Origin of the sequence: Campylobacter sp. 1569, from assembly GCF_024723675.1 — a bacterium.
Taxonomy (GTDB): domain Bacteria; phylum Campylobacterota; class Campylobacteria; order Campylobacterales; family Campylobacteraceae; genus Campylobacter_D; species Campylobacter_D jejuni_C.
On record NZ_JANQDB010000005.1, the window covers coordinates 114,229 to 126,819 of the forward strand.

General features: G+C 29.6%; 9 protein-coding genes and 1 pseudogene. All 10 read right to left on the reverse strand.

Going from position 1 to position 12,591, the window contains the following annotated elements; translation table 11 throughout:
* Positions 1-84: 84 nt before the first annotated feature.
* Entirely contained in the window at positions 85-756 is a 672-nt protein-coding gene (locus CAMP5060_RS03995; RefSeq protein WP_261529745.1) for an ATP-binding cassette domain-containing protein, read from the reverse strand.
* The gene (locus CAMP5060_RS04000) at positions 740-1,513 is read right to left on the reverse strand and encodes an ATP-binding cassette domain-containing protein (protein WP_214100016.1); all 774 of its coding nucleotides are present in this window, start codon (positions 1,511-1,513) and stop codon (positions 740-742) included. Before CAMP5060_RS04000 ends, CAMP5060_RS03995 begins: the two co-directional genes overlap by 17 nt.
* A complete protein-coding gene (locus tag CAMP5060_RS04005) occupies positions 1,510-2,286 on the reverse strand; it encodes an ABC transporter permease (RefSeq protein ID WP_214100017.1) in 777 nt (258 codons plus the stop codon). The genes CAMP5060_RS04000 and CAMP5060_RS04005 overlap by 4 nt, the downstream gene beginning before the upstream one ends.
* Positions 2,279-3,244, reverse strand: coding sequence for an ABC transporter permease (locus CAMP5060_RS04010; protein WP_337217946.1), 966 nt, complete (start codon positions 3,242-3,244; stop codon positions 2,279-2,281). Before CAMP5060_RS04010 ends, CAMP5060_RS04005 begins: the two co-directional genes overlap by 8 nt.
* On the reverse strand, positions 3,229-4,764 hold the full coding sequence (locus CAMP5060_RS04015) for an ABC transporter substrate-binding protein (RefSeq protein ID WP_214135771.1): 1,536 nt from the start codon (positions 4,762-4,764) through the stop codon (positions 3,229-3,231). Before CAMP5060_RS04015 ends, CAMP5060_RS04010 begins: the two co-directional genes overlap by 16 nt.
* 41 nt (positions 4,765-4,805) lie before the next feature.
* Complete coding sequence (locus tag CAMP5060_RS04020) at positions 4,806-6,749, reverse strand: BCCT family transporter (protein WP_214135770.1); 1,944 nt, start codon at positions 6,747-6,749, stop codon at positions 4,806-4,808.
* Between the two features lie 342 nt (positions 6,750-7,091).
* Positions 7,092-7,574, reverse strand: a complete 483-nt coding sequence (locus CAMP5060_RS04025) for a hypothetical protein (RefSeq protein ID WP_257404147.1) — start codon at positions 7,572-7,574, stop codon at positions 7,092-7,094.
* Between the two features lie 4 nt (positions 7,575-7,578).
* Complete coding sequence (locus CAMP5060_RS04030; protein WP_337217947.1) at positions 7,579-8,067, reverse strand: hypothetical protein; 489 nt, start codon at positions 8,065-8,067, stop codon at positions 7,579-7,581.
* A 22-nt stretch (positions 8,068-8,089) separates the two neighbouring features.
* Positions 8,090-8,368 (reverse strand): hypothetical protein, encoded by a 279-nt coding sequence (locus tag CAMP5060_RS04035; RefSeq protein ID WP_337217948.1) that lies wholly within the window; start codon positions 8,366-8,368, stop codon positions 8,090-8,092.
* Positions 8,369-8,370: 2 nt separating this feature from the next.
* Positions 8,371-12,183 (reverse strand): annotated as a pseudogene (locus CAMP5060_RS04040) (type IIG restriction enzyme/methyltransferase).
* Positions 12,184-12,591 lie beyond the last annotated feature (408 nt).

Consider the following 12,591-nt stretch of genomic DNA (forward strand, 5'->3'; position numbering starts at 1 on the left):
TATTTTACTTTAACTTAGCTATATAAAAACTTATTATCAAAAAAATAAATTTTATGATATTTCAAAATGAAACAATTTTTATCTTTATTGCAAAAACACTTTTTTATGGCATATATCTTGTAAGATTTTTTCTTGATGAGAAATGAATATATAGGTAATATCGTGTGTTTTTTGAAAAGCGTGCAAGTAGTTTAAAATTTTATAAGCAGTCACTACATCAAGCGCTGCTGTGATTTCATCTAAAATAAGCAATTTTGGCTTTAAAAGCAAAGCTCTAATCAAACCTAGTCTTTGACTTTGACCACCACTTAGCTTAGAGGGTTTTAAATTTAAAATATCTTTTTCAAGCTCAAAAGCATCAAAAAGCTTAAAAAGCTCTTCAAAATCGGGCTTAAGTTTAAAATTTTCATACACATCAAGTAAAAGTCTTTTAGTGCTTTTGTAAGGATTTAAAGCTAGCTTTTGATCTTGGAAAATATATTGAATTTTTTGGCGTAATTTTCTTTGAGTATTAAAATCTAAATTTAATATATTTTCATTTTCAAATAAAACTTCTCCAGTATTTGCGCATTCAAGCATACAAAGAATTTTAGCTAGAGTACTTTTGCCACTACCACTTTCCCCACAAAGCAATAAATTTTCATTTTGATTTAAAGCAAAACTCACATCTTTAAAAACAAAAATTTCTTCTTCTTTTAAATACCAGTGTTTTTTAAATTTATAAGATTTGCTTAAATTTTTAACTTCTAAAAACATTTTCATTCTCAAAATAATTTAACAATTCTTTAGCAAAAACACCTTTTGGATTGTTCAAAAACTCTTTCATAGGCATTTGATAAAGCAAAGTTTTATCTTCTATAATAGCTACCTCATCACAAAGCTCTTTAGCTAAATTTATATCATGCGTGATGAAAATGAGATTTTTAAATTGTGTTTTTAACTCTTTTAAAATAGTGATGATTTTTTCTTCATTAGCCCTATCAAGAGAACTTGTAATCTCATCACACAATAAATACTTAGCCCCGCTTAACAAAGCTAGAGCTATTTGAATGCGTCTTGCCATACCACCACTTAACTGATACATAAAAGAATGCCACAAAAGATCATGATTTTTAAGCCCTAAACACTCAAAATAGTAAAAGGCCCTTTCTTTAATCTCTTTTGTGCTTAAATTAGTATGAGTTTTTAAAACTATATTAAAATAACTCCCTATATCAACAAGAGGATAAAAACTCCCATAAACATCTTGAAAAAGCAAATTTACCTTAGCTCTTAAGGCATTTAGTTCTTTTTCTTTTAAATTTAAAATATCTTTTTGATCTATTTGAAATTTTTGTACATTGAGTTTATAATGTTTATCAAAAAGCTTAATCATACTTTTTAAAAGCAAGCTTTTTCCCGCTCCACTTTTACCCATGATAGCCAAAGCTTTGCCATCTTCTAAATTAAGATTTACATCCTTTAATAAGATTTTATCTTTAAAGCTAAGGTTAAGATTTGAAATTTCTATCATGCTTTAATCTCTTCTTGTAAATCATTGCCCAAAGCAAGCAAAGGCAAGATAAGCATAAGTATAAAGGCTACTGGAAAAACTATCATCCACCAAAACCCTAAAAACACAGCCTTACTTGCTTCATTTAGCATATTTCCTAAACTTGGAGTCCAAAGCTCTACACCCAAACCAAAAAAACTCAAAGTGGCTTCACTTGTAATAGCATGAGCAATATTTAAAACAAAAAGCACAAAAAGCAAATTCCAACAAGCAGGCAAAAGCTCGCTAAATAAAGCTTTCATCTTGCTAGAACCTAAAATGATAGCATTTTGATAAAACTCAAGTTTTTGAAATTTATTCAGTTGGGTATCAAGCACCTTTGCCACAAAAGCAAAATGCCCCAAAGCGATGATAAAAATCATACTCCACAAAGATCCTGCTAAAAAGCTTTGAAAAAACATAATCACAAGCAAAGAAGGTAGTGCTAAAAGCATATCAATCACTCTAGCGAAAAAAGCATAGGCAAAAAATCTTGTTAAAAACACATAAATACAAGCAAAAAGTACGCTAAAAAATGCCGCCATTATCCCTACAAACAAAGAAACACGCAAGGCATATAAAATACGCGTAAAAACATCTCTACCAAGCAAATCTGTGCCAAAAATATGACTTAAATTTGGGGCTATTTTAGCCTTACTTAAATCCACTAAATTAGGATCATATGAGCTAATTAAAGGTGCAAAAAGTGCTAAAATAAAACTTAGCAAAATAATCATCACGCAAAACTTACGCATTAGCAAACCTTGGATTAATCATCTTGCAAATTATCTCTACGATCAAATTTACAAGCACCACCACTAAAATGCTAAAAATCACCACAGCTAGCACCACAGGATAATCTTTAAACAATATACTTTTAATCACCAAATTTCCCACACCCTCATAAGAAAACACACTTTCTACTATATAAGTTCCCATTAAAAAACTCACAAAAGAAGCACCAAAATACGCAAGTATAGAACCAAAAGCATCTTTTAACACAAAGTGCAAATAAATTCTTGTTTTGCTAAGCCCTCTTGCAAAAGCACTTTCTATAAAGCTTTGATTTAAACTATCAATCAAACTTGTCCTTATAAAACGCACAAAAACAGCTAAATGCGAAAGCACTAAAGCACATACTGGTAAAAACAAATGCCACAAACGATTAAACACATCATCTTCAAAGCCAATATCAGCAATAGCCGAACTTGGAAAAAGCTTAAAAAATACAGCAAAAACCAAAATAAGCATTAGTGATAAAGAAAAAGCAGGCAATGCAAAAAAGCTCATCGTTGAAAAAGTGATAAATTTATCCAAAAAACTATCTTTATAAAGAACACAAAAAAGTGCTAAAACCAAAGACAACACAAAAAGCACCAAAAAAGCCAAACTCCCTAGTATGATCGTATAGGGAAGTTTTTCTTTTAAAATTTCACTAACTTTTTCTCCACTGATTAAAGAGTAGGAAAAGTCACCTTTCATGGCATTAAAAAGCCAATTTTCATACTGCTCTAATAAGGGTTTGTCTAAATTTAAATTACGCTCGATTTCTTCTTTTATTTTAAGGCTAGTTCCTTGAGGCACACTAGCAAAAACCACACTTCCTTTAGCATGATAAATCATCACAAAACATAAAAAACTTGCAAAAATCATCAAGAAAAACGCCCATAAAAGGCGTTTAAAAATGAGTTTTAACACTAATTTTTGCTCCACTCATAAGCATTCCAAGTAAAACCTACTCCATGATGACCTAAAATGTGAGGTTTTATACCTTGGATATTTTTAGCAAAAACTAAAGGATAATCAATATAAGCTATAAATAAAAACGCAGGATCTTTATATAAAGCATCAATAAATTCTTTATAGTGTTTTTTTCTTTCATTTACATCAAGTGAATTTCTAGCCTTTGTCAAAGCCTCATCAACTTTAGCATTTTGATAATGACCAAAATTCCATCCACTTGAGTTTAAAGCACTATCTTGAGAGCTTGCAAAAACTCTAAAGGTATGAAAATCAGGATCATAAGGACTACCCCAACCCACTAAAAAACTATCAATTTTCGTATAATCAAAACTTCCACTTGGCTTAGCTACTGCTTTTGCTTTTATGCCAAGCTTTAAAAACTCACTTTGTAAGATATTTACCAAAGCCACTCTTAGCGGATCTTCGCTCATAGCATACATTTCAAAGCTAAATTCTTTGCCATTTTTTTCTAAAATGCCATTTTTGTTTTTCACAAAGCCTGCTTTTGCTAAAAGCTCATTTGCTTTTTTTACATCATAAGCATAGCTTGCAAATTCTTTAGGATTTGCCCATGATTTTTCTAAAGGATGATTTGCTACCTTTCCAAAAGAATGCAAAAGTGAATTTATAATAGCTTGTTTATCAATAGCATAATTTAGCGCTAAACGCACATTTTGATCTTTTAAAAACTCATGATTTAGATTAAACATCAAAGCACGGTAATCAGCCGAAGGTTCTATAAGCATTTTAAAGTTTTTATCATTTTCAAAATTTGAAGCTAGAGCAAAATCAACCAAAGCCACATCAATAGAACCATTTTTAAGCTCAATAGCACTAATACTTGGATCTTTAATGTGTTTTAGTATGAGTTTTGGTGTTTTTACTTTAGCTAAATGATAATTTTCATTTGCTTCTAAGATCATGTATTGACCTTGTTTCCATTGCTTTAGCTTATATGGTCCTGTTCCTATAGGCATTTGATTAAATTTAGTGGTGTTTAAATTTTCTTTTTCAAGTAAGTGTTTTGGTAAAATCCCTACACTCAAAGCGTCTAAAAATGCAGGAAAAGGCTTTGAAAGTGTGATAGACAAATGATAATCATCGATGATTTTTACTTCTTTAACTGCATCAAAATTTACTTTTGAAGGTGAGTTTAACTTCTCATCTTTTAAAGCATTTATACTAAATTCTACATCTTTAGCGCTAAATTTAACCCCATCATGCCACAACACATCATCTCTTAAAGTAAATTCATAAACAAGCCCATCTTTACTAACTTTCCAAGAACTAGCAAGATCAGGTGCTAAGCTCATATTCTCATCAAAGCGTGTAAGCCCTGAAAACACAAGAGCAATCGCCACATCGTGATCTTCACTAAAAAGCGGATTAATACGCTCTGGTTCATTCTCCACTGCTATAACAATCGTATCTTTTGGCGTAGCAGCAAAAAGATTTAAAGCACAAAAAAGCATTAAAAAAAATCGCAACATAATTTTCCTTTCTTTTGAAATAAATTTTAATTATAGTATTTTTAATCATAAGCTTTAGTAAAAATTTCATTTTTATCATCAAATAAAAGTTGCAAATACCTCTCATACTGCTTTAGTATATCTACGATGATTTCTTGTTCATTTAAATACTCTATATTATAACCATTACGCGAATCAGCAAAGAAAGTCTGTGGCTCAAAAATAAATTCTTTAGAATAAGTTGGCATAAATTTATCATCGATTATGCTTTGGCTTGCTTGTTTTTTTACTACTTGCACTCCATAGATAAAATCTTTTGCAAATTCTTTTTTTATAATCAAACTTATGCTTGATTTTTCTTGAACAATTTGTGTTTTTAAGCCGTAATTTTTTAGACTTTGACTGAGTGATTCCATAGCATTTTTTACTTTGGTGTTTAAGAAATTTTGTATGTCTTGTTCTTTACTTTGTTTTAAAATTCTAGCTAGTCTTTCTTGCCAAAATTCCCCTGAAAAATACACACTACTTTGACTAAGCTTAGTTAAAGAGTAATTTACATCTACGATTAAACCTTTAAGCAGTGAAAAACACATCAAACAAAGCAAAAAGGCAAAAGGCAAAGCCACTATCATAGTGATACTTAAAATCGCTCCCAAACCACCTGAATACAGCAAAGAAGTAGCTAAAAGCGCGAGTACAAAACCCCAAAGGATATTTTGCCATTTATATGGCTCATGAGTGCCAGCACTGCTTAAAGAATTTAACACAAATATCCCGCTATCTGCCGAAGTGATGAAAAACAAAGCTAAAACCAAAAGTGCAAGCAAAGAACTAAAATAAGAAAAAGAAAAATTTTGTAAAAAATAAAAAAGCAAGCTTTCAGGTGCTGAAGTAAAAGGACTTAAGATATCATTGAAATTTAAAGCACTATTACCAAAAATGCTAAACCAAAGTATATTAAAACTAGTAGGCACTACAAGCACACCAAAGATAAATTCCCTTATCGTTCTACCACGAGAAATTTTAGCGATGAAAAAGCCCACAAAAGGCGCCCAACTAAGCCACCAAGCCCAATAATAAATAGTCCAGTTATTAAACCACTCTATATGCTCTTTTTCATAATAATAAGTCTTAAAGCTCAAAGAAATTAAATTTTGCAAATAATTGCCAATATTAGAGCTAAATTGCGAAAGGATTTGAATGGTGTTGGTTGAAAAAAGCACAAAAAGCATTAAACACACTGCAAAAACCAAGTTTGCCTCGCTTAAAATTTTTAAGCCCTTTGTCAAACCACTAATCGATGAAAGCGTAGCTAAAGAAATGATGATGATTATAATCACGCTTTGTTCTAAAAAGCTTTGTTCGTTTAAAATGCCTAAATTTAAAAAGCCAGCATTAAGCTGAGAAGCACTATAACCAAGTGTGGTGCTAATGCCAAAAACCGTGACAATTAAAGCTAGCATATCAACTAAATTTCCCCAAAAACCATAAATTTTGTCTTTAAGCAAAGGGTAAAAAGCACTACGCAAACTAAGAGGCATTTTATATCTAAAACCAAAATACGCCATAGCCAAAGCACACACCCCATAAATAGCCCATGGGTGAATTCCCCAGTGAAAGATAGTATGCAACATAGCTTCTTCATCGCTTGTTTGCAAGGCTTTTTTATGTATGAGAGGTTCAGCCACACCAAAATACATAAGCCCCACACCCATACCCGTAGCAAAAAGCATAGCAAGCCATGAAGTGAATTTAAAATAAGGTTTTTCATCATCATCGCCAAGTTTGATATCACCAAATTTTGAAAGAGCAAGTGCTAGCATAAAACACACAAAAAAACTCACACTTAGTATATAAAACCATGAAAAATTTGCAAAAATTCCACTTTTGATATGATTGATAAAATCATTTGTAAGCTTAGGTAAGAAAATACAACTAAGACTTAAGATAATTATGATACTAATGCTTGGGATAAAAACTGATTTTTTAAAACTTGTCTTTAGCATGGCACTCCTTTTTTGGATAATTTTCATTATACCATAAGCTAAAAATGAGCAAAATTTAAAAACCAAAAAACAAAAAAAGGCTTTAATAAGCCTTTTGATTTAGCTTGGCACTATGGAGTTTTTCTGCGTATAAAATTAAAATATTTTATTTAATGTAAGAGTTATTTATATCATCCACTTTTTTGTTACTTAAATTTTTATAACACTTTTTAATCAGCGAATTGAAATATTCTAGAAGATACATCTAAACCATACGGCATACAACATTTATCCATAACAAATTTATTCTTTTTTTAAAAATAAATATAAATACTTTCATATAATAATTAAAATATAATTTATTTATTTTATTGCTTGAATGATAAGTGCATTCAAAAAAACTTTAAGTAATAAAAAAATGAAAATGAAATTTTCAATAAAAAATCCTAAAAATACAGAAAAAAGGATAGAAACTATAATTTCGTTTTTCAACTTCAATACTATTAAAACTAAAAAACAAAAAATAATAGTAATTAAAGCACAATATATAGCCAATCTAAAATACTCTTTTAAAGTATGAATTTGTTTTTGCGTTTTCTTCTTTGGATCTTCATTGTTTAATAATTTAATATATTTTGATGAAAAAAGAATTGAAAGAGCGGTTAAATAAAAACCAAAACATATTGAAACAAAAGTAATTGCGTTACTAATAAAATTTTCTATAAGTTTTTCTATTTTACTATATTCAAAATTTAAATAAAAAATACTTATAAAAACCAAAACAATAATCAAAATAAAAGAAATAGATATTTTTGTTTTATCTTCATCGTAAATATTACCTAACATAACTTTATCCTTGATTAAAATTAATTTTTCTTAAAACCATATTTTTCACTTTTTGCACATCGTAAATTCCATTATCATCTAGTTCTAAATTAAACTCAATTTTTTTTAAATAACTATCAAGATTAAAAATACTTTCCACACCATCATCATTTTTGCCAATACATTTCATTTTTTCTATTTGATGATTGTCTTTCATTTTTTGTGCTTTTAATAAAAATTTTAAACTCCTAACACTATCAAAGACACTTTCTTTACTTATTTTTGTTTCTAATGAAAAACATTCTGTTGCTCCATACCCTAATTCATCTTCTACCATACTAAAAATATCTGATGTGAAAACATTCTTCTTAAATGTAAAAGAAATTTTTTCAATAGAAGTAATAGTTTCTATAAATTCTTCAGGCTTAATAAAATATTTTTTTATTAAAAAATTTTGTCCGAATTTTTCTTTTAAATAAAAAGATAAAAAATTTTGTTTGCGAAAATCTGACATATATAAAACAAGACTGCGTAAATCATAAATGCAAAAAAAGTTGCTTGTTTAATTCTACCTGTTTCTTTTGTTTTGGATTTTTTCCAGATTTTTTAGTTTCTATATCAAAAATTTCATTAGAATACGGATTTATTTTTCCAAATCTAGCATATATCCAAAAAATATTTTGATTAATAATTTCACAATTAATAATATACTCTGTATTATCATGTGAAAATTGATCCTCGCAAATATTGTGAAAAATATTAAAATTATTAACCGTTTGCTCATTTACCAATAAATTACATTCTACAAATTTCATCTTCACTCCTTGTTTTCAATGATTTTTATTTCTTCTTCGTTTAGGTTGTAAAGTTTATAAACGATAGAGTTTATTTTATCTTCTTGGGTTTTGGTGTTTGCGTTTTTGTCTTGTTCTTTTAAAACTAAAATCTCATTGACTAAGCTTATAAGCTCGTTTGCTAGTTTTTCATTTTTAGAATTTATTTTTGGTATAGGAAGTCTTTCTAAAAATGCCTTTTTATATCTAAACCCATTTTCACCTAAGTTTCCACCAGCATAAAACATTTTAAACATAAAAGCCACAAAATCGTTGTTTAAAAAAGCAATGAGATATTTTAGATTTTCCCCTGTTAAAATAAAACTTGTTGCTTCTGCGTAAAAATTTAACTTTGTATCTAAATAAAATTGCGGACTTCTCACAATTTCACTATATATTATTTTTTCCTTTTCAAACTGCGATAAATAATCTTTATTTGGATTGTTATCTAACTCAAGCCAATGATGTTGTCCTAAATATGGTTTTTGATCTGTTATAGGCTTATTAGTGCATTGTCCTCTAGCTTGAAGTTTTTTCTTATATTGTTTTAAATGATTATATATAGCAGGATATTCTTTTTCTAAAATTTTATAACTTCCAAATTCAAAAACTATAATCCACAAATTCGCCCACTCATAACTATATCTTTTTATATCTCTACCGCGTAGCATTTTGCGTATGAGTTTGGCGGTGCGTTCTTTTTCGGCTTCATCTTTGCATTTAGCTAGAATTTCATCTCTTTTTTCAGTAGTGATGATAAAGGCTTCATTGTAGCCCGTTTTTATACCATAGTTTATTTAAGTCCATGCCAGTCTTTAAGCGGAGTGCCGTGCTTTTCTATCTTTGCTTTTAGTGCGTTTGTGCTTTCATCGTTAAAAGTAAAGCTTTCTTTGCTTAAGGAATTTTGTGCGATTTTGTTAAAATTTAAAATGCTTTCTATATTAAAGTCATTTTCTTTTAAAAGCTCGGTGTTTGGGGCTAGGTACTTAAAGCTACTATCTTTAGTTTTTGCTTTTTCAAAGCTTAGTATGGAAGTATCTACCGTGGCACTATCAAAGACTTTTATACCATTTAGATCAATGTATTCTAAAAGTGTGGTATTTTTGAGTAAAAACTCTCTTAAAGCTTCTCCATAACCTGCTCTTGTGTATTTGTTTGAAGTGATGAAAGACAAAACACCATTTTGCTTTAGCACATTAAACCCAAGCTCATAAAAGTAAGTATAAATGTCGCTTGTGCCTTTATATACTTTATAGTTTTTGGCTAAATTTGGCTTTAGTTCTTTGATGTCTTCTTGTCTGATGTAAGGTGGGTTACCGATGATGAGATCAAACCCTTGAAAATTCCCAAAATCATCTAAAATTTCAGGAAATTCAAAACGCCATTCAAAACTATTTTCAAATTCTTTACCACTTAACTCATGGTCAATTTTAGCTTTTATAGCTTTAAGCTTATAAAATGACTCTATAGCTTTTTTCTCACCATCTAAAGAAAGTTCTTTTTCAAATAAAATACCATCTTTGCTTACTCCATACAACCCCTCAAGTAAAATTTCATCATCAAGCATAAAATTTCCAAAATTATATATATGCTCATCAATAGCTTTTTGAAGTTTTTTTGTTTCTTTAGGATTTTTCAACTCTAAAATAAAAGTTGATTTAATATCTTTTATTTTAGCATGAAGCTCTTCTTTACTTCTGTGATAAAGCGCTCGACTTGGATTTTTATAATCTTTCACAAAAGCTTTATATTTTTCTACCTGATGTTTTATATTGCTATTTACAAATTTATCATTAAATTTAAATCTTGATATTAATGAATTCCCATATTTTATGTTGATATCGATATTTGGTAGAGTTTTAAGATCATGATAGTTTGTATCATTAAAGCTTTCATAAAAGCTGTGTTTTAAAAGCTCTATCCAAAGCCTTAGTTTAGTGATCTCACATGAGTTTGGGTTGATATCTACTCCAAAAAGGTTGTTTTCTATGATGTCTTTTTTACGCTCAAAAAGTTCTTTTTGACAAAGGTGGGGTTTTGTCTTTGTCAAAATCAGGGCGTTTATACTCTAAAAACTGGCCTTTGTGGTTTTGTGCTAAAATTTCATCATTTTGCACGCTTAGGTAAAAGTCCTCTTCAAACAAACCAAGCTCATAATGCACCATAAGCATGGCATTTAAAGCTGAAACTAAAAAATGCCCACTTCCCACCGCAGGATCGCAAATACGTATGGAATTTAGCAAGGCTAGTTTTTGTTCTTGAGGGATTTTTTCTTGGCGTAGCTGGGTTCTTAGCTCGTTTAGTTTGGTGGCATTTAGCTTAAAAGTATGGTTAAACTTATCTAGCACGACTTTTTCTATGCTTGCTTTACACATGTATGAAGTGATAAAACTTGGGGTATAAAAACTACCTTCTTTGTAGCCATTTAGTTTTTCAAAGACATTTCCTAAAACGCTTGAGTTGATGAGTTCTTTTTGTTTGATGAGTTCTTCGCTTTGCTCATCTGCTCCAAAATCAAAGCTGTCTAAAAACTCAAACAAATACTCAAGTAAACCTACTTTGCCTTTTTTGCTTTTGCCTTTGTCATCTTTTAACTGCGTGTGTGGGTGATACTCTAGCAAGGCGTCATTTTCCAAAGTAGCGATTTCTAGTGTGGTTTTTTCGATGGCTTGTTTTTCAAAAAGTGATGAATTTAAATAAGGCAAATAGCTAAATTTACTCTGCGTCCTTGTGTGCTTTTCTTTAGCTAAGATATCAAAGAAAAGATGTGAAAGGGTAGTAAAATTTGGAATTTTTTCATAGTTTAGAAATTTAAGGGTTTTATCATCATTAAATCTAACTAAATTAGACTCAATAAGCTTTAAAAATAAAATGCGGTTTAGCCAAAGTATGATGAATTTTAACACCTCTTCAAAGTCATGCTTTGGAAGCTTGCTCGCTATGAGATGATAAAGCGTGCCTTGGGCTTGTTTGCTTTGCTCACTTTGTGTGATGATGAATTTAGAAAGCTGTTTGCTCTCGCTTAAACCTAGGATGTATAAAAGCTCTTTATAGAATGCGTTGTTTAGTGAGTTTGCGTCATTTGGGCTAAATTCATTTAGCAAAAAGTCTCTATGAAAGGTTTTAAAAATGCTTGCTAGATTTTTGAAATTTGACTTTTGTTTGTCTTTTAAAAAGGCTAAATCGATAAAAAAGCCTTTTAAGCTTTCTTTGGAATTTTCTATAAGTTTGCTTGCTTCTTTGTAAAATTCATCAGCGTTGCCTTTAAAAAGTGAATTTGGGCTTTGAAATTCTTCAAAAAGCTTTTTAAAGCTTGTGTTTTTATAAAAAAGCTCTTCAAATTCACTAGCTTTGAAAATGTAGAATTTATAAAAGTCTGTGATGATGATAAATTTCAAACTAAAGCTATGCTCTCTGTTTCTAAAATAATACAAAATGGCTTCATGCAAGGCTTTGGAATTTGGCTTTGTATGGGTGATGAATTCTTTTGAGTTGGGCTTTTTAGCTTCGATGAGAACTTCTAAGTCTTTGCTAAGCTCATCTTTAGCAATGGCTAAGTCGATCTCGCTTTTGCCTTTTTGCTTGGTTTTGATGTGGGTTTTGAAATTTAGAGTGGTTAAAAATGGACTAAGTGTGTTAGCTACAAGATAATCTTCATTTTCACTTTGTGAGCTTTCAAGCCTTTCTAGATACTGCGTTAAAGCCTTGCTAAAAGTGTCAAATTCATTTTGTGTAATTTGCTTTTTGCGGTAGTAGGGGTTGAAAAAATCTTTTTCATTTAGCAAAGTAAAGTGCATTTTTAACCTTTATAAAGAATATTTTATATTTTACTAAATTTACTTTAAAGGATTAAGAAAGAAATAGTTGAATAATTACAATTTATACTATTTCAACACTACAATCATACATATCTTAAATATAGCCACAACCAACCAAAAACAATTAAAGAAACATATAAAACCCAAATTTACTATAAATATTTTAAAAGCAAAAAAATTAAAACAGTCAAGCCAAATAAATTACTAAAGATATAGAAATAAAAACATAAATAAAACCATCCAACCACAAAACCATCCAAAAAACCAAAAGTTCAATCATTAAAACCCATAAAAAACAAAAAACTATAAATAACTAAGAGCCATAAAGAAAAATAAGAAAAATTTAAAAATAGTGTCACAAATAAATAATCTAAAAATAAACCAATT